This is a genomic window from Erwinia sp. 1181_3, assembly GCF_052824965.1.
The window spans coordinates 73,754-92,593 of record NZ_VTDE01000010.1; the positions used below are offsets into that span (position 1 = coordinate 73,754).

12 protein-coding genes are annotated in these 18,840 nt (G+C 55.2%); all 12 read right to left on the reverse strand.

From position 1 onward, the window contains the following. Positions 1–130: 130 nt before the first annotated feature. Positions 131–1,129: a glycosyl hydrolase family 8 gene (locus tag FY046_RS19430; RefSeq protein WP_167864274.1), complete on the reverse strand. Its 999-nt coding sequence runs from the start codon at positions 1,127–1,129 to the stop codon at positions 131–133. Between the two features lie 11 nt (positions 1,130–1,140). After that, positions 1,141–1,605 (reverse strand): cellulose biosynthesis protein BcsD, encoded by a 465-nt coding sequence (gene bcsD / locus FY046_RS19435; RefSeq protein ID WP_133844610.1) that lies wholly within the window; start codon positions 1,603–1,605, stop codon positions 1,141–1,143. Positions 1,606–1,607: 2 nt separating this feature from the next. Then, positions 1,608–5,651: a cellulose synthase subunit BcsC-related outer membrane protein gene (locus FY046_RS19440; protein WP_446186404.1), complete on the reverse strand. Its 4,044-nt coding sequence runs from the start codon at positions 5,649–5,651 to the stop codon at positions 1,608–1,610. Then, positions 5,651–8,146, reverse strand: a complete 2,496-nt coding sequence (gene bcsB, locus FY046_RS19445) for a cellulose biosynthesis cyclic di-GMP-binding regulatory protein BcsB (protein WP_446186396.1) — start codon at positions 8,144–8,146, stop codon at positions 5,651–5,653. The genes FY046_RS19440 and bcsB overlap by 1 nt, the downstream gene beginning before the upstream one ends. Continuing rightward, complete coding sequence (gene bcsA, locus FY046_RS19450; RefSeq protein WP_446186397.1) at positions 8,143–10,242, reverse strand: UDP-forming cellulose synthase catalytic subunit; 2,100 nt, start codon at positions 10,240–10,242, stop codon at positions 8,143–8,145. The genes bcsB and bcsA overlap by 4 nt, the downstream gene beginning before the upstream one ends. Positions 10,243–10,337: 95 nt before the next feature. Continuing rightward, positions 10,338–11,135 (reverse strand): cellulose biosynthesis protein BcsQ, encoded by a 798-nt coding sequence (gene bcsQ / locus FY046_RS19455; RefSeq protein ID WP_167864186.1) that lies wholly within the window; start codon positions 11,133–11,135, stop codon positions 10,338–10,340. Next, positions 11,126–11,899: a cellulose biosynthesis protein BcsO gene (gene bcsO, locus FY046_RS19460; protein ID WP_446186398.1), complete on the reverse strand. Its 774-nt coding sequence runs from the start codon at positions 11,897–11,899 to the stop codon at positions 11,126–11,128. The genes bcsQ and bcsO overlap by 10 nt, the downstream gene beginning before the upstream one ends. 540 nt (positions 11,900–12,439) lie before the next feature. Next, the gene (gene dppF / locus FY046_RS19465) at positions 12,440–13,441 is read right to left on the reverse strand and encodes a dipeptide ABC transporter ATP-binding subunit DppF (RefSeq protein ID WP_159338348.1); all 1,002 of its coding nucleotides are present in this window, start codon (positions 13,439–13,441) and stop codon (positions 12,440–12,442) included. Beyond that, positions 13,431–14,417: a dipeptide ABC transporter ATP-binding protein gene (dppD, locus tag FY046_RS19470; protein ID WP_167864184.1), complete on the reverse strand. Its 987-nt coding sequence runs from the start codon at positions 14,415–14,417 to the stop codon at positions 13,431–13,433. Before dppD ends, dppF begins: the two co-directional genes overlap by 11 nt. Before the next feature lie 8 nt (positions 14,418–14,425). Further along, on the reverse strand, positions 14,426–15,328 hold the full coding sequence (gene dppC, locus FY046_RS19475) for a dipeptide ABC transporter permease DppC (protein ID WP_133844624.1): 903 nt from the start codon (positions 15,326–15,328) through the stop codon (positions 14,426–14,428). Between the two features lie 9 nt (positions 15,329–15,337). Further along, positions 15,338–16,357, reverse strand: coding sequence for a dipeptide ABC transporter permease DppB (gene dppB, locus FY046_RS19480; RefSeq protein WP_133844626.1), 1,020 nt, complete (start codon positions 16,355–16,357; stop codon positions 15,338–15,340). A 206-nt stretch (positions 16,358–16,563) separates the two neighbouring features. Continuing rightward, positions 16,564–18,174, reverse strand: coding sequence for a dipeptide ABC transporter periplasmic-binding protein DppA (gene dppA / locus FY046_RS19485; protein ID WP_133844628.1), 1,611 nt, complete (start codon positions 18,172–18,174; stop codon positions 16,564–16,566). Positions 18,175–18,840 lie beyond the last annotated feature (666 nt).

Sequence of the window (18,840 nt, forward strand, 5' to 3'; positions counted from 1 at the left end):
TGCCTCGCCCCTACGCAAATGAGGGTGAGTAGCCTGTCCGTTGCAGGGATCGGGCGTGCCTCGCCCCTACGCAAAATGAGGGTGGGTGACCTGTCCGTTGTAGGGGTCGGGCATGCCCGACCCACAGGCATTAGCGGTCGTTCAGCGCCAGGAACGTCAACAGACGCAGACTGGCCGAATAATAATCCTCACTGCTGTTCAACGCATCATTAATATAACCGGTATCATCCAGCGTCAAATCACGCACCGCCAGCAGACCGCCCGCCATATTGTACGGCGCTTTATCGTTACTCAGCACATCAATCCAGGCCGGCGTTTGCAGCCGCTGGAAGTTCATCCAGAAACGCTGGAACGGCACAAGTTGCAGCGAGGCAGGATCATACCAGTGCAGATAAAGCGGAACACGGATTGCATCATAACTGAAACGCGGCGGCCAGGCGGTAGCCGGAGCCATTGAACCGTCGGCGTTCATTGCCACCCAGTCCATTGGCAGGCCACTGTCACCAAAACGCATTTCAGAGAGCAACTGCGTACCGTCGTCAATCAGAGCATTCCACACCTTCAAATGGCTGCGGGCAGCAAAGTCACGCCATGCCGGGAAAACAAAGTAAGACGGGTTGAGGATCACATAGCTGGTTTTGTTAAAACCCTGGGCGCCAGGCAACATAATCGTCCGCCCGGCAAAGGTGATCACATTGCGGTCAATAATCGCTTTTTGCAGACGATCGGACGCTTGTAAATACGCCGGTACGTTCCACTTATTGCCCGCTTTCAGCAGGGCCCAGGCGATCAGCACATCACCATCAGAAGCGTTGTTGCGGTCACTGACCGGGTCGCTGGCACCGGGGGTGTACTTCCAGTAGAACAGACCGTTGTTCGGATTGCTGAGGTTCTTCTGCGTCCAGCCCCACAGGCTGTCAAAACTGCTGCGGTCGTTGTAATACACCGCCATCAGCATCGCATAGCCCTGGCCTTCCGTGTGGCTGACATTCTTATTGCCCGTATCCTGGATACGTCCTTCGGATGTCATAAAACGCGTTTTAAACGTGCTCCAACCCTCTGCGGCACTGGCCTGGGACATCCCCAGCACCAGTGCGAGCAGAATCATGCCTGTCCTGAGCATTGCCATCATCATATTCCTCACGCCTGGTAACGAAAACGCAGTGAGCTTTCACCGGTTTCTTCACAGGTCAGGGCAACGTTATCGCTCCCTCCCTGACCGCGCAGCCAGCGGGCATACAGGCCCAGCAGAACCGCACCCAACGCCAGACGCCACTGACGGTCTGGCATCACCCCATCGCCCGGCGGCAGCGCCAGATGATCGATAACAATCGCCGTCTCCGACGGTTTAAGATCAACAAACCCCCAGTTGAAGCGCGCCAGCACCTGATTGATCTGTGCTTCCAGATCCGCCACGGTAGCGATCGCGCCCAGCGGGTAACGGTGGGCCAGGTTATCGCCCATCTGACGTAAAAAAGCCTGACTTTCGCGCTCACCGGCGTTATTCAGCATCCCGTTAATCATCACACTTAGCAGATCAAACCAGCCCGGCTGATACTGCTGCTGACGGTAATATTGCAGGGTGCGTTCCTGTAACTGACTCATGCTTATTTGCCTCCCAGCATGTAGCGGAAGTAGAGCTGCGCTGTACTTTCGTTATAGTCGCCAAAGGTGTCATAGCCCAACTGACCGCCAATGGTAACGTCTTTGTTGATCTTGTAATCGGCACCCGCATGCAGGTTATAGCCGATGCCGCTTTTGCTGCCGCCGGAATATTGATCTTCTTTGCTATATCCGTCGTCAACAAGCTCTTTCAGCAATGCCTGGTAATCACTGTTATTCGGGAAATAATCGCTTTTATCCTGCGTATAGGACTGATAGCCCGCCGCGCCACCGATCTTCACGCTCAGGTCATCATAGGTCTGCGTAAACTCGACCGGGAACGACACGCTGACATAGTTCTGCGGGCTGAAGTAGCCGCCCTGTCCGTAGCTGTAATAACTGAGGTTTTTAGAGAAATCCATCCAGCTCAAGCTAATACCGGTTTTCAGCTCGCGGTCATTAAAGTGGAACGGACGCACATAGGCACCGGCGTTCCCCACTAACGAGGTGTTGCTGGCGACGTTTTCACCGATATAGCTGTAACCGCCTGCGCCCACATAGAATCCGGCATCGCCATCATCATAACTTAACAGCGCGTTACCGCCGTTTTTGGTCACGCGACCCCAGCTCTTACCAGTGAACTTGTCTTTCACACCCACATAAGAGAGCAGGCTGTCGGTGACGGCACGGCGTTCACCGGTCAGAACCAGTGTCAGGTAGTCCGTCAGCTTCGGCGCCCACTTTACACCACCGACCAAAGTACTGAGATCCTGACCAAGCGGCGTGCTGCCGAGGTCAATTTTGTAGCTGTCACCACTCAAGGCCAGGTTAAGCTCTACGCCGGAAGCTGTCTGTGAATCACCAGAACCGTTACCGTCACTGTCAACATTGGGTTTGAATGAAGAGGCTTTTAAATAATTCCGGATATCTTTATTGTTATCAATATAGTTAAGGTTATCCAAGCCCGTTGACGTTAGTGGATTTAAATCATCAAACTTCAGCAATTTAAGCTCATCGATATTCAGCTCAGGATGCGCAGCGAGTAAAGCCGTCCGTGTTGCATTTGTGTTCGTGTCATTGGCTTCGCCCGTTATAGTCGAGACCAAATTATTTACACCCTGCTGGATCGCACCTGTTCCTGAACGGCGATAAGCATCCCCATCAGCACTACCCGCACTCAGCGTCATTGGCGTTACGGTAAACTCAAAACGCGCATCACCCAGCGGAGAACTTGACCACACCAGCGGGGCTTTGGCTTCGGTCAGCTTACTTAAGCCGTTTTCGCCGTCACGTCCACGGATCTGCACGCCCCCCTGCATCCAGGTTCCGGTATCTTTCGTCAGATCGTCCATCATGGTGTCGATCTGGTGCAGCGTCTGGTTCTGCTTGAGGGCGGCCTCTGAGCCACCGCCAACCACCGTCAGGCCGCCGCTGACACCCTCAATATCACGGTAGTCACGTGCATCCGGTGCCTGCTGCCAGGGCATGGTATTGCCATACACCGAAGGTGATTTGCGTACCGTCATGGTGGTGCGGTTGATAAACGGGTTATCTGATAACGTCAGCCCGCCAATACCGACCGTGCTGCCCACGCTGCTGCCATCCAGGCCAATCATCTTGCCTTTCGCCGTGCGCAGATAGCTCAGCGCCTGGTTGTGGTCGCCTTCCGCTTCGGACACTCGCGCCAGCAGCAGCAGACGTTCCGGTGAAGGTTCCCCGCGCAGGCCACTGGCCAGACCGCGTGCTTTTGGCACGTCATTCAGCGCCAGGGCAGTATTGATTGCCCCTTCGCGCGCGTCCTGGGTCTCGGTGTCGCGCGTCATCAGGTAGTCGTAAACCACCGCCGCTTCTTTGTTCATTTTGCCGGACTGGTACAGACGCGCCATCGCGAACATCAGATCGGTGTTCTGTGGATCTTTCTGCAGGGCACCAATCAGCTTGTCGTAGGCCGCAGCATACTGTTTGCGTTCGCGCAGGTTATCCACTTCATTGATCACCCCGCCGTTACGCAGACCTGCCAGCTGTTCGCTGGTGCTGCGTGACTGCAATTCCGGGTTACTGAGGAAGGCCTGCCCTTCTGCGCCCAGGCCCGCCTGGTTCAGTACCGCCACCTGTGCCGCGTAGTCACCGGCATTACCCTGCACGCCGCGCTGCATATTCGCGCGCACCAGAGCCACCGCCGTGGACATATCGCCCGCCTGCGCCAGCCCTTTCGCCAGGTTACCCACATCGGCCGGGTTCTGTGGCGGGTTCGCCGCCAGCGCTTTCAGCGTATTCGCTGCCGCCGCATTCGAGCCCTGCGCCAGATACTGTTGAGCGACGGACATCTGTTGATTGAAGTTCACACGTTGCACCAGCGCACGCATATCAGCATTCTGGCTGCGAGCAGGAATGCGGGACAGCAGGCTCTGCGCCTGTGCCCAGGCACCGCTTTCGCTGGCAAACAGCGCAGCAGCATACACTTCATTGCTGCTGGCACCGTTACGGAAGGCAGGCTGCATCACACCCGATGCGGCGGCGGTATTGCCCTGCTGCTGATAAATACGCGCCAGATCGAGGCGCAACCAGCCGTCAGCCGGGAAGCGCTGCATGCCCTGTTGCAGGATGCTGATGGCGCGCTGTGGATTACCCGCAGCCAGCGCCTGTTTCGCTTCACGACGTACCGGCTCGCTGGTCGCCACCGGACGTGGGGTCACCGCTTCGCGCACGCTGGAAGGCAGCGAGGCCAGCAGCGTGTTGGCTTCGGCGGTATTGCCCTGCTGACGCAGCACATAGAACAGCCCTTCTTTCGCCGGGCGGTTATCTGCATCACTCGCCAGCACATCACGATAGCTCTGTGCGGCCTGATCCAGTTGATTATTACGGCGCAGCACGTCAGCGCGGAACAGCTTCGCCGCTACGCCTTTCTCGCCCGCCGCCTGCGTTAACGGTTCACTCAGGCTCAGCGCCTGGGCGCTGTCGCCGGATTTCATCGCCTGCTGCGCACTGGCTAGCTGACCGTAGAAACGGGCATCTGTTGCCTGCTGCTGGCGCTGCTCGCTGTTAGTACCACCCAGCTTCGCGGCACGATCCAGGTAATCAGCCGCTTTGGCGTAATTACCGCTGCGCTGCGCCACATAGCCGAGGCCGGCCAGCGCATCCGCATCTTCCGGGTTGGTTTGCAGGACCTGGTCGAACGCGGTTTGCGCACCCGTGACGTCGCCGCTGTTCAGTGCGTTAAAGCCCTGGCCTTTCGCTGCGCCGCCCACGTTTTTACGGAAGTAGTCCATCACCGTCTTATCCTGCGGATGACGTTGCTGGTAATTTTGGTACAGCGGGGCATCCCCGGCTTGCGGACCCAGCCAGAGCAGGGCCTGACGCAGAGAGCGGTCAGCATCGGCATTGCCGCCTGCCAGCCCTTCCAGCGTTTGCAGACCTTCACGGCGGGTCGCTTCCTGATAGGTCAGCGCTTTACCGAGTGCCAGCTTCGCGCCCGTATCCTGTGGATGCTGTGCTGCAAACTGGCGCAGGTTGTCTACCGCCTGCGGCAGCATGGCGCGGTCACCGGCCATTGTCAGGTAATACTCTGCCGCCACACTGGCAGGAGGCTCGGTGCCTTTAAAGGTATTACGCCAGGTCTGTAATGCGGCGGCGGTGTTGCCGCTGCGCGCCTGCTGACGTGCCAGCGACAGCTGCGCCGCCGGAATCGTTTGCAACTGGCGTGCGTTATCCAGCTCAGACAGACGCGAATCCTGCGGAGACACCTGACTCAGGCGTGCACGCCATTGAGCCGCCGCTGCCCCGTCACCGCTCTGCTGGGACCAGAGCGCCATCAGATACAGCGCCTGGGTGTTGTTGCCGTCAACCATCAGCACTTTGTTTAACGCATCACGCGCCAGCTCATCATGGGCTTTCTGATGCCAGTAGTTCGCCTGGTCAAACAGCGCCTGAATCGCCGGGTTACTCTCTGCGGCAAACAATGGGGATGCCATCACCGACAGCGCAAGCCCGCTGCCAATCATCCAGCAATGACGAATTCTGGCGGTTAATGGGGTGAGTTTGGTTTTCATCATTCTTTTGTCTCGCCAGAGCTATTGGAATTATTATTCGGTTGCAGACGACGCCGTGCATGGCGTTTCAGCAAGACATAGACACTCAGGCCCACCACCGTTGAACAGAACAGCGCCAGCAACGACAGCAATACCGCATGCTGGTTGGCATACCACACGACCATCATGTACCACGGCATCTGCCCGCTCGGGAACTGCGCGCCAACGCGGAAGCTGCGAATACCGTTTTCATCCGTAATGATCGCCGTATCGCCACGAATACCGGCGTTAATCCGCGATGAAGTCATGTCGGTATGCAAACGGGCCAGCTGGTTATCATCCGTTGCCACCGTCATGACCACGAGGCGGCTGCTGTTCCACGGTGAGCGATAGCTGATAAAGCCACGCCAGTCTTCATTTGACGAGAAGTAACGGTCAGCATCCAGCGTCTGGCGATACCAGTCACCCGTCAGCCAGCCACGCAGGTTATCCAGTATATTCGGGACTTTAACGCCCAGCGTATGGTTATTCAGCTCATACGGTGAACTCTCCAGCATCTCGCGGTTAAAGCTGGCCTGCGACAGCGTGGATACCGAGAGAATATCGCTGTTTTCCAGACGACCGCGCAGTGTGCCGGTCGTCGGAATACCAAACATCACGCTGTTCTGACTCAGCGCCGCACCCGTTGCATTACCCGAACGCCCTGCCATATCCAGCAGCGTGCTGATTTCAGCATCGGTTGGGTTTGAGGGCAGCAGCAGCACCGTCTGCGAATAGTCAGCCAGACGCGAGAACGGGAAAGAGGCACCCACGAAGTAAGAGAGGTTCGGCAACAGCGTAAAGTGACGGGTATGACTCAGATCGATAAACGAATCATCCTCAATCCGGCTCTTAATGTTGTTATTGGTCAGCACGCTACAGGGGGCGCTGGCCTTGGGTTTGATGTTGAAATAGAGCTGCATCTGGTTGTCGCCGTAAATCAGGTACGGGTCCAGTCTCAGACTGTATTTCTCCTGACGTGCATCGCCGCCAAGGCGATGCCAGATGTTCTCCAGCAGGCCCACTTTGTTCACCGTCAGGTTACGCAGGAAAGTGCCGTTTAGCGTGACGTTGAGCAGGGAACGATCTTCATCAATCCAGCTTTCTGACGGGAAGCGATAGTTCAGCTGCACCGGAATGCTGTCACCGTCCCACAGGAACAGATCTGGCGCGGCGCGGAAGTTAACGCGCAGCGCATCGTGCCAGAGGCCGGTGGTGGTCAGGTTCTGATCTTTACGCAGCAACTCGCTCAGGCGAACCGGGCGGTCGGTATTAATCCAGCGTGGCGCATCGTAAGGCTGACGAAGCGGCATACTCTGCGGAGACACGGCCAGCGTAGACTCATCCACGCTGAGGGGTTGGATCAGTCGCCAGGTCGCCTGACGCAGCTGGTCGTCGGTTTTCCCGATAATCAGCAGCAGTTTATAGACCGGGTTATCCGGGTTATTCACGATTTGCAGTGACGGACCTTCGCTGTCCGGTAACGTCAGGCTGCCAATTTTCTCGCCGGGGTGACCAAACACCACGCCGTTTTTCTCGGGCAGTTGTCCACGAATCACCGGGAAGTTGATGCCGCGATAGTCTGCCTGAATCCCCATCCAGGATGACAGGATCGCCGCTGCACTGACTTCACCTGGCGTCACATTTTCGCCGAAGATCATGGCAACGCTGGACGGACTCATCCGCAGGGGATCAATAAACGGACGTGGGAAATTACGCAGGCTGGTGCCGATGTTCAACTGCTGGCCTTCCAGCGACAGCGTGGTTTTCGGCAGGATTGTCACCTGATACAGCTGATCGCTATCGCGCTCACAGATTAACTGGTCTGCATCGTTAACTTTGAAGCTCAGGTTATTGCTCGATACCACCATCGCAGCGGGAATATCCAGCTGATAATCTTCGCTGGCACGGTCGGACGCACTCAGTGGCAAGGTGCCCAGTGGCTGACCGTTCAGCATCAGTTGCAGCGAGGTGTTACGCGCTGCCAGTGCCTGTGACACTTTCAGCGACAGGTTCAGACGCGCATTGGTGATGACTTCATCCGTCGGCAGTGTAAAGACGATGCCTGACTGCAACTGTCCGCCGGTCAGTGTAATACCCTGCGTCTGGCCCATCTGCGCCACGCTGACCGTACTGGTCAGCGGCTGGTTGAGCATCACCGTTTCCGCTGGCGCCGCATCGTCCATCACCGGGGCCGGTAACGGTGGCAGGCCCGCAGGCAGCCCCTCATTAGTCCCCGGCGGCAGTGCGGCTTCTTCGCCCGCAGGTAAGTCGCCTTCCGCAGCAGCGGCAGGCTGATCGTTTTCTTGTAACTCAGCAGACGGTGCAACAGGTTCCGCAGCCGCACCGACATCGGCCGGCGGCGGAATATCAGACAGCGCGCTGCTGTCCTGGGTCACGCTGGTCGGATCGGCCTGAACACTGCCCAGGGTAAGCGCTGTACTCAGGCACAGTGCGCGCAGTAAAAAATGCTTCATGCCACACTATCCTCTTCCGCTTGTGCCAGACGTTTTTTCTTGGCACGACGGTCTTTCCACGTTAGCCAGAACAGTTCAAATACCGTACGAATAATGGTTAACAACGAACGCAGCGGATTATCTTTACGTCCTTCCGGCTGAATCCATGCATCGGCACGCGACAGCACCACACGCACCAGTTCACGGCGGCGCGACAGCGGCATTTCGTGGAATTGCAGACGGATGACGTCATCTTCAGCACCGATAAACTGCGCAGGGATGGAGATCACACCGGATTGCAGGATGACATCAATCGCTTCAATCTCATCGTTTTCATGACGCTGGTCCGGGGCCTGAATCTGCGCCCCCCCCATCGACAGGTTGATGGTGGTGGCCCGCGAAGAGATGCCGCTGGCGTAATGCACTACGACCGGCAGACTGACATCAATACGGATGGTTTTACGCACCTGCTTGGTCTCACGCGCAACGGCGATGGCGGCCATCAGAATAATCAGGCTGAAGAAAGCCCAGCCGACGTTTAGCGCAATCACGTAAGGGTCAACGCCAAAGTAATCATGGGCGGTAGCGCGGATGATGCCGCTGACCACACCCACTAGCAGCAGCAGGGCGCAGATCACATGTGGACGAACGATGTTAAAGTCGAAGAAACCGACATCCAGCAGGCCGCCTTTATCCGTCACGTTAAACTTACCGTGCCTCGGTGAAATCATGGTCAGGAAGGTCGGGATCACCAGATGGAATGCCATCACCGTTTCGTATATCTCCCCCCAGAAGGTGGCACGGAAGCGACCATTCATTCGGGAGTTAACATACAGCGACATCACCAGATGCGGCAGCACATAAGCAAAGATCAGGCTGGCTGATGAGTGAATAATGTTCAGGTTAAACAGCAGGTAGGCCAGCGGTGCCGTCAGGAAGATGACGCGCGGCAGACCAAACTGGAAGTGCAGCATGGCGTTGAGATAGCACAGACGCTGCTGCCATTTCAGACCCCGGCCCAGCAGTGGGTTATCGACGCGGAAAATCTGCGTCATGCCCCGCGCCCAGCGGGTACGCTGAACAATATGCAGGCCCAGACGTTCGGTCGCAAGACCGGCCGCCAGCGGGATCGCCAGGAAGGCAGAGCCCCAGCCCAGACGCTGCATTTTCAGCGCGGTATGCGCATCTTCGGTGACGGTTTCAACCGCAAAGCCGCCAATCTCTTCCAGCGCTGAACGGCGGATCACCGCACAGGAACCGCAAAAGAAAGTCGCGTTCCAGTTATCGTTACCCTGCTGTACCGGGCCGTAGAACAATGCGCCTTCGTTAGGAATGTCACGCGCGGCTTTCAGGTTGCGTTCAAACGGGTCCGGTGAATAGAAATAGTGAGGCGTTTGCAGCAGCGCCAGCTTTTCATCTTTCAGGAAGGCACCCACGGTCGCCTGGAGGAAAGTACGGGTCGCGACGTGGTCACAGTCAAACACGCAGATCAGTTCACCTTTGGTGATTTTCATCGCGTGGTTGAGGTTACCGGCTTTCGCATGGCGGTTATCATCACGGGTGATGTAGCCCACGCCCACATCGGCGGCAAAGCGGGCAAACTCGCTGCGCTTACCGTCATCAAGCAGATAAATTTTAATCTTATCGCGCGGGTAGTCGATGCACTGGGCGGCCAGCACGGTATCACGCACCACATCCAGGCTTTCGTTATAGCTGGGGACGTAAACATCCACGGTTGGCCACAGGCTGACATCGTCCGGCATTGGCTCAATAGTACGTTTAAGCGGCCATGAGGTTTGCAGATAACCGAGGATTAATATCAGCCAGACATAAAGTTCGGCAATAAATAACCCGATACCGAGAATAGCTTCTACTTCAGAATTAAAATGCAGCGTTTCCGTTGCGCGCCAGTAAATATAACGCGTAGACATCATTGCGGAGAGAATCACCATCACCAGCGAGATTTTTTTGCTCTTACTGATCCCTAATAAGAACAGGATCGCGATAGAGATTAAGCCGAAAATATATTGTTTCTGACTATCCATCGGCGTGATGATGATCACTGCGGCTAAGGGGGATAATATCAGCAGCAGCAGATAAAACATGACTTTATTCATAAGTCATCCTGAATACGGATTGTTATAGTTCGTGGCAGCCCCAAATAATCGGACCGCGCGTCTTCAGGCATCCCTGCCTGGCAATATTCCGGCGGTTAGCGGGACTTTAGCGGGGCGTGCATTTCACCGTCACCGACTTTGATGTCAAGCAACGCGGCAAGGCGTTTACCGATCAGCTCAATGTCAAATGCCGCGGCAGAGACCGGGCTAAAATCAAAAATAGACTGCTGGGAAGCATTGGCTTCCGCCACGCTTTCATCGCGGTTGACGATGCCCATCAGCTTGTCGCCGAGGCGTTGCTGCATGAAAGCGGTAACATCCCGGCTGATATTGCGGCGGCTATCGCTTTGATTAAGAACGAAATAATGACCATCACGGTGGTTGAGTGGGCCACCAATCATTTTCTCATTTTCAATTTGTGGTAACAGAGACAGTGAGGCCGTGTCTGCCAGCATAACCACTAAATGCATATCGGCCAGTGCAGCCATAGCTTTAAGGGCCGGACCCGGACCCGGAGGGAAATCAGCGATGATCACCAGCCCGGGATAGTTCAGGACCGTATGCAGACCACGCGCAAGAAAGTTAGAATCCTTGGTTAAATTCTCTTCGAATTCAACACGTTGCTCTTCTGTCGCCTCGCCATAAGGCAGAACAAAAATATTGCCACCCGTGGTAAGAATGGACTGACTCCAGTCAGAAGATTCGGCGGACTTCGCCACAAAACCACGGCTATCGGCCAGCGGAACACCAAAGTGCAGGCGCAGCGCATTTTGCACGTCAAAATCGATCGCCAGCACCTTACTGCCGCCACGAGCGAGGGCGTGAGCAAGGTTGGCTGCCATGGTGGTTTTACCCACACCGCCTTTAGGGGAGCAAACACAAACTAACGGCATGAGGCAATTTTCTCCAGCAAGGGATGTAACAACATATCTTTCGGAAGTGCAGCGGAGCCCGGCGCGGCTGCCGTGCTAAACAACTGTTTGTAGCTCACATTCGCCGGTGCTTCGACAGCAGGCGAATGTGCCGGCATAACGGGTTGAGCGTCAACAGCCTGCGGTACGTGAGCAGTGCCGGCCTGGAACACTGGCTGTGCCGGAACGACAGCGGCTGGCTGTGGTGCAGGCGCGGTACTGACGGCCAACTGCGCTAATAGTGAGCTACCGGATACCGTCGTTTGCTGTGCAACCGGCATGGCGCGCAGCGGAGCAGGCTCGGCTGCCGGTGCCTTAACCGTCGAGGGTTCAACCGCTTCAGCAGGCGCAGCGGCAGGCTGCAACGAGGCCGAAATACTGTCGAGCAGCGAGGCGCCAACACGATCTGAAGCGCCCGGCGTGGCAGGCACAAAGGACTGAACCGGCAGCGATGATATAGCCGGCGCGTTTTCCACCGATGACGATGTAAAAGCAGCAAAATCAACCGGTTGAGGAACAGCCCGATCAATACGCTGACTGTTATCCAGCACCGACCCTGCGCCCTCATTCAGCAACTGTTTGATGATGGCCCAATTGGTGGTTGTCGAGTTCAGCGTTTGCTCAGACATATCTTTGAATTCAATGTGGTTTGTTTGCGTTTTTTCCTTAAAACGCTGCAGGTCATCATAACTGTTCATATGTCTGATCGCGCAAGGTGGATGATTTCGCGGCAATATAACATACATTTTTAAATAGTTCAGACTATTCTCATATCATAGAAGAAACACTTTTAATGAGCTAATAACCTGAAATTTAATAAAAAAATATAATTACATAAGTGATATATCAGCCGGGTGATTATTTGTCTTAATCGTCTATTTATGACATTTTGATGTGAGCTATTTCGTGAAAATGAAATACCCTGCTAACTCTTACTCTTTCATAGCGGTTCATTTACCTCTGTAATATTCTTTCCAGTACATCGTTTTTTCTCTTTTCGCGTACAGGCTACCTAACCTACTGAAAAGAAACGTCTGTTGCGCGTGTTCTGCTCATTTCTGAGCACCTGGACTTAGAATCGATACATTAGCCTGCTTTTCATACAGCATAGCAGTACTTCATGAATCTCGTATTTCTCTTAAGCATTTCATCCGGCTTATGAGTAGAGGCATCTGAAAAATAAGAAGGGAAAAGACTGGTTGGGGCGGCGGCGCCCGGTCGATAGCGGGCGGGAAATGCAAAATGGCCCTTCCGGAGAAGAGCCATTTTCAGGGTAGCCAGATAGGTCAGGCCTGACTGTTTTCGTCCTGCTCCACGGCAAAGCAGGCTACCTGTTGTGCGCCGAAGGTTTTCAACTGCGGTTGCAGCTGCACGCAAGTGCCAAACTGGCGGCGGCAGCGTGCGTTAAACGCACATCCCGGCGGCGGATTCAGCGGGCTTGGCAGCTCACCGGTCAGTTTAATACGCTCACGCCGCTCATCCGGGTTGAGACGTGGCGTCGCTGACAGCAGCGCCTGAGTGTAAGGATGGCGCGGATTGGCGAAGATCTCTTCTTTACTCCCCTTCTCCACACAGCGGCCCAGATACATCACCATCACCTCATCCGCGATATGTTCCACCACCGACAGGTCGTGGGAGATAAACACGTAAGAGAGGCCGAGGTCCTGCTGCAGGTCCATCATCAGGTTCAGCACCTGCGCACGCACCGACACGTCGAGCGCTGATACCGGTTCATCGGCAATCAGCACGTCCGGGTCCAGCATCAACCCGCGTGCGATAGCAATACGCTGACGCTGGCCGCCTGAGAACATATGTGGGTAGCGATCATAATGTTCGGTTTTCAGGCCAACCTTCGCCATCATCTCCAGGGTTTTCTCCCGGCGCTCGGCGCGCGTAAAGTCCGTATTAATCAATAACGGTTCTTCGAGGATCTGACTGACCTTCTTACGCGGGTTCAGAGAACCGTACGGGTTCTGGAAAACGATCTGGATTTTCTGGCGACGAAGCTTTTGCGCCTGCGGGTCATGCTTCAGCAGATCCTGCCCCTGATAGAACAGCTGACCTTCCGTTGGCGTTTCAATCATGGTCAGCAGACGGCCGAGCGTTGATTTTCCGCAACCGGACTCCCCCACCACGGCCAGCGTTTTGCCCCGTTCCAGATCGAACGAGACACCATCCAGCGCTTTGACCAGACGCTCCTGACCAAACAAGCCTTTTTTAACCGGATAGTGCTTTTTCAGATCGATCGCCTGCATCAGCAGCGTCGATTTATCGTGTTCAGGCTTCATAAGTGGGCCTCCCGGCATCATCCAGTGGGAAATGACATTTGGACTGACGCCCGGCAATATCACGCAGTGGCGGTTCCTCGTTGCGGCAGCGATCTTTGGCATACGGGCAGCGTGGGTTCAGCAGGCAGCCGTTCGGGCGATCATACTTGCCGGGTACCACCCCGGGTAACGAGGCGAGGCGCGCTTTATCCGCCGCGAACTCCGGCAGCGCACGCAGCAAGGCCTGGGTATAAGGATGGCGCGGGGCTTTAAAGATATCTACCGCCTTGCCGGTTTCCACCACCTGACCTGCGTACATCACGATAATGTGCTGCGCGGCTTCCGCCACCAGCGCCAGATCGTGTGTAATCAGGATCAGCGCCATATTCTCCTGGCGTTGCAGGTCAAGCAGCAGCTCAATGATCTGCGCCTGAATGGTCACGTCGAGCGCCGTGGTCGGCTCATCAGCAATCAGCAGCTTAGGTCGGCAGGCAATCGCCATGGCGATCATCACGCGCTGGCTCATCCCCCCCGAAAGCTGATGCGGATACACATCAAGGCGCGACGACGGGTCAGGAATACCAACCTGGTTGAGCAGGTCGATAGCACGCTGACGTCGGGTACGTTTGTTGCCGCCCTGATGCACCTTGATGGCTTCCATAATCTGGAAACCCACGGTGTAGCACGGATTGAGGCTGGTCATCGGGTCCTGGAAAATCATCGCAACGTCGGAGCCCACCAGCTGGCGGCGCTCTTTTTCCGAAATGCGTTTCAGGTCTCGCTGGTTAAACACCAGGTTGTCTGCCATGACTTTGCCGGGGTAATCAATCAGCCCCATGATCGCCAGCGAACTGACGGACTTACCGGAGCCGGACTCACCGACAATACCCACCACCTGCCCCTGCTCAACCTGGTAGCTGATGCGGTCGACGGCGCGGAAAGGTGCTTTTTCGTCACCGAAATGCACCGAAAGCTTATCTACAGTTAAAAGTGCCATCTCGCTGCCTACTGTTTGAGTTTCGGGTCAAGAGCGTCGCGTAAACCATCGCCCATCAGGTTGAATGCCAGTACCGTCAGCAGAATGGCAACACCCGGGAAGGTGACCACCCACCAGGCACTTTGCGCAAACTGCAACACGTCGGAGAGCATGGTGCCCCACTCCGGTGTTGGTGGCTGCGCACCCATACCCAGGAAACCCAGCGCGGCCATATCGAGGATCGCGTTGGAAAAACCGAGAGACGCCTGCACGATCAGCGGTGCCAGGCAGTTTGGTAAAATATTGACGAACATCTGACGTACAGCTCCGGCCCCGGCCACGCGGGAGGCGGTCACATAGTCGCGCGTCACCTCCACCAGCACCGCCGCACGGGTCAGACGGATATAGTGCGGCAGAGCAACGAAGGTCAGCGCTATCGAGGCATTAACAATCGATGGACCAAAGATCGCCACCAGCACCAGCGCCAGCAGCAGGCTTGGCAGCGCCAGCATGATATCCACCAGACGCATAATCGCCGCATCCACGGAACCGCCAACGTAGCCAGCAATCAGGCCGAAAATGACGCCGAAGATCAGCGACAATACCACCACCAGACAGCCAACCAGCAGTGACAGACGGGCGCCGTACATCAGGCGCGACAGAACGTCACGGCCAACATCATCCGTGCCGAAAACATACTGCCAGCTGCCACCTTCTTGCCAGGCTGGCGGACGCAGTAACGCATCGCGGAACTGCTCAGCAGGCGCGTGGGGCGCCAGCACGTTGGCAAACACCGCGATAATAATCATCAGTACCACGTAAACCAGGCCAATCACTGCACCTTTATTACGCTTAAAGTAGTGCCAGAATTCCTGTAACGGGGTCATCGGCTTGGGTGCAGCGTTGACGCTGCCTGGATCCACAACAGACATGTTGGCCCCTTATTTCTTGTGACGGATGCGTGGGTTAACCACACCGTAAAGCACGTCGACCAGCAGGTTGACGAAGATAATCAGCGTGGCCACCATCAGCACCCCACCCTGAACCACCGGATAGTCGCGGCGCTGAAGTGCGTCGATTAACCAGCGCCCCAGGCCTGGCCAGGAGAAGATGGTTTCCGTCAGGATGGCACCCGCAAGCAGCGTACCGACCTGAAGACCAATCACCGTGACCACCGGCAGCATGGCGTTACGTAACGCATGCACCACAATCACCCGCATCGGCGTCAGCCCTTTGGCACGTGCAGTACGGATATAGTCTTCGCCGAGCACTTCCAGCATCGCCGAGCGCGTCATACGCACAATCACGGCCAGCGGAATGGTCCCCAGCACAATGGCGGGCAGGATCATATGCATCACAGCATCTTTGAAATCACCGGGTTCGCCCCAGATCAGGGTATCAATCAGCATAAAGCCGGTGAGCGGCATGGTGTCATCAAGAAACACCGTATCGCCAATGCGCCCGGATACCGGGGTCAGGTTGAGCTGCACCGAAACCAGCATGATCAGCATCATGCCCCACCAGAAGATCGGCATGGAGTAACCGGTCAGGGAGATGCCCACCGCCGTGTGGTCAAAAATGGAACCGCGTTTAACCGCAGCCAGCACGCCTACCGGGATACCGACGGCAACGGCAAACAGCATCGCGCAGATACCCAGCTCAAGCGTGGCCTTAAAGCGCGGGACGAACTCTTCCCACACCGGGACACGGCTTTTCAGTGAGATGCCGAGGTCACCATGCATCACGCCTTTGATATAGGAGAGATATTGCTGCCAGAGTGGCTGATCCAGACCGAGCTGGGCCATCAGCTGTGCATGACGTTCAGGGGAGATACCGCGCTCGCCCACCATGATCATCACCGGGTCACCGGGGATCATATGAACAAACGCGAAGGTTAACAGGGTGATACCGATAAACGTTGGGATGACAAGCCCCAAGCGTCGGAGTATGAACTGCAGCATATTCCGCATTCTCTATTAGTTCCTGCCAGCCGTAACCAACAGGATTATTATTGCTCACATCTTGCGCGCGAAAATCCTCAGGGGACATCCACCCGCGACGCAGCGAACCGCGCCTTGACGACCTTTTTGCTTCCTGGCAAGAAGGGTCAGGCATGCCTGACCCCTACAAATAATGATGTGGGACGGGTCAGTCCCGTCCCTGAACACTATTCCTGGATATCAACCTGAGCGAAGTAATGCCCGCCTAACGGATCAACAACATAGCCTGACACTTTCTTACTCACTGGCTCGTAGACCGTAGAGTGCGCGACAATCAGCGCTGGTGCCTGGTCATGCATCACAACCTGAGCCTGTTTGTACAGCTCGATACGTTTGTTGTGGTCGTCGGTGGCACGTGCTGGCTGGATCTGATCTTCAAACGGCTTGTAGCACCAGCGTGAATAGTTCGAGCCATCTTTCGCGGCTGCACAGCTGAACAGGGTGGCGAAGAAGTTATCCGGGTCCCCATTGTCGCCGGTCCAGCCCATCATGACGGTCTGGTGTTCACCGGCTTTAGCACGCTTCAGATACTCGCCCCACTCGTAGGTGACAATCTTGGCTTTCACACCAATTTTCGCCCAGTCGCTCTGAATCATTTCAGCCATACGACGTGCGTTCGGGTTGTACGGACGCTGTACTGGCATCGCCCACAGATCGATAGCGAAGCCGTCTGCCATACCGGCATCTTTCAGCAAGGCTTTAGCTTTGACCGGATCGTACGGATAGTCCTGAACGGCATCGTTGTAGCCCCACATGGTCGGTGGGATCAGGTTTTTCGCTTCCTGGCCCGCCCCCTGGTAGACCGCTTCGATGATCGCTTTCTTGTTCACTGCCATGGTCAGCGCCTGACGAACTTTCAGGTTATCCAGTGGCTTTTTCTCAACGTTAAACGACAGATAACCGACGTTCAGACCTGGCTGCTCCAGCAGGTTGATGTTTTTATCCTGCTTCATGCGTGCAATATCAGCCGGGTTCGGGTACGGCATCACCTGACATTCTCCTTTCTGCATTTTGGCGTAACGTACGGAAGCGTCTGGAGTGATGGAGAACACCAGGCGATCAATTTTCGGTTTAGTACCCCAGTATTCCGGGTTGGCTTTGTACAGAATGCGCGAATCTTTCTGGTACTGCTGTAACTGGAACGGGCCCGTACCGACCGGGTTAAGGTCCAGTTTTTCCGGCGTACCGGCTTTCATCATATTGTCAGCGTATTCAGCCGACAGAATGGAGGCGAAATCCATGCCCAGGTCGGCCAGGAACGGCGACTCAGGACGGGTCAGCTCGAAACGTACAGTAGAGTCATCCACTTTCACGATTTTGCTGATCAGGTTCGGCATGTCCATGCCTTCGAAGTATTCGTAGCTGCCGCCAGACACGCCGTGATACTTGTTATTTTTATCCAGCTGACGTTCAAAGGTGAATACCACGTCATCGGCATTAAAGTCGCGCGTCGGTTTAAAGTCTTTGGTGGTCTGCCACTTCACGCCTTTACGCAGGTGGAAGGTGTAGGTTTTACCGTCAGCACTCACATCCCATTTTTCTGCCAGCGCAGGATGTAATTCGGTGGTACCAATGGTGAATTCCACCAAACGGTTATAGATCTGACGCGAGCTGGCGTCATAGGTGGTGCCAGAGGTGAATAACTGCGGGTTAAAACCTTCAGGCGAACCTTCAGAACAATACACCAGGGTCTTCGCCTGAACACCTGTAGCCATTAACAACGCGATCGCGCTGAGACCGACTTTCAGCATCCCGGATTTAGCCAGGGAAATACTCATGCTTATGCTCCAATAGTGATGTGATGTTGTTGTGTGCATACCCGACTTACTGTTTTTGGCAGAAAGAGGAGTAGTTACGCCGGCCGATAATTTTTTTGAGTGGCCTGTGCGTGGTGCCTTGCGGCATCAGTCAATCTGACGGGATGTGGAGACGTTCTGACGATGCAGAAACTATCAGAAAAATCCCCTTACCTTTTGTACTGAGGCTTCAATTTGTCAATTGTTTCAGGGAACGTCAATACAAGCGTAGGGTATTTACTCAGAGTGTGAGAAACAGCAAGCAAATATAAAAAAAACAATTTAATAACATTTGTAGCGTAAAACGTTATTACGTGTGATGAATACCACATTAAACCCTGGGTTAATGGCATAACTACAGAACATCACGCCGAAAAAAAACCCACAAAATAATCCACAAACAACCAATTTCCACCCGATAAAATGGTCTATATGGCTAACTTATAGATAAAAATGCTGCAACGCTAAGATAAGAAACAGGCAACAAGTCACATTCGGTCATAAGAAAAACGCGTTGCGAATTAAGTGGCAATACAGGCGGGATAAGGATTTATGCGGTTTTATGGGAATTGATTTGCAAAAAAGGGGGGCTGTTCAGAGGTTGAGCGGCAGCAGATTATTCGGTTGGATGATGGCAAACGTAGGGCG

Coding starts and splice junctions, on each gene's coding strand:
- dppB (WP_133844626.1), bottom strand. CDS start 16,357: ATGCTGCAGTTCATACTCCGACGCTTGGGGCTTGTCATCCCAACGTTT.
- FY046_RS19440 (WP_446186404.1), bottom strand. CDS start 5,651: ATGAAAACCAAACTCACCCCATTAACCGCCAGAATTCGTCATTGCTGG.
- FY046_RS19430 (WP_167864274.1), bottom strand. CDS start 1,129: ATGGCAATGCTCAGGACAGGCATGATTCTGCTCGCACTGGTGCTGGGG.
- bcsD (WP_133844610.1), bottom strand. CDS start 1,605: ATGAGTCAGTTACAGGAACGCACCCTGCAATATTACCGTCAGCAGCAG.
- dppF (WP_159338348.1), bottom strand. CDS start 13,441: ATGAAGCCTGAACACGATAAATCGACGCTGCTGATGCAGGCGATCGAT.
- dppC (WP_133844624.1), bottom strand. CDS start 15,328: ATGTCTGTTGTGGATCCAGGCAGCGTCAACGCTGCACCCAAGCCGATG.
- bcsB (WP_446186396.1), bottom strand. CDS start 8,146: ATGAAGCATTTTTTACTGCGCGCACTGTGCCTGAGTACAGCGCTTACC.
- bcsO (WP_446186398.1), bottom strand. CDS start 11,899: ATGTATGTTATATTGCCGCGAAATCATCCACCTTGCGCGATCAGACAT.
- dppD (WP_167864184.1), bottom strand. CDS start 14,417: ATGGCACTTTTAACTGTAGATAAGCTTTCGGTGCATTTCGGTGACGAA.
- bcsA (WP_446186397.1), bottom strand. CDS start 10,242: ATGAATAAAGTCATGTTTTATCTGCTGCTGCTGATATTATCCCCCTTA.
- bcsQ (WP_167864186.1), bottom strand. CDS start 11,135: ATGCCGTTAGTTTGTGTTTGCTCCCCTAAAGGCGGTGTGGGTAAAACC.
- dppA (WP_133844628.1), bottom strand. CDS start 18,174: ATGAGTATTTCCCTGGCTAAATCCGGGATGCTGAAAGTCGGTCTCAGC.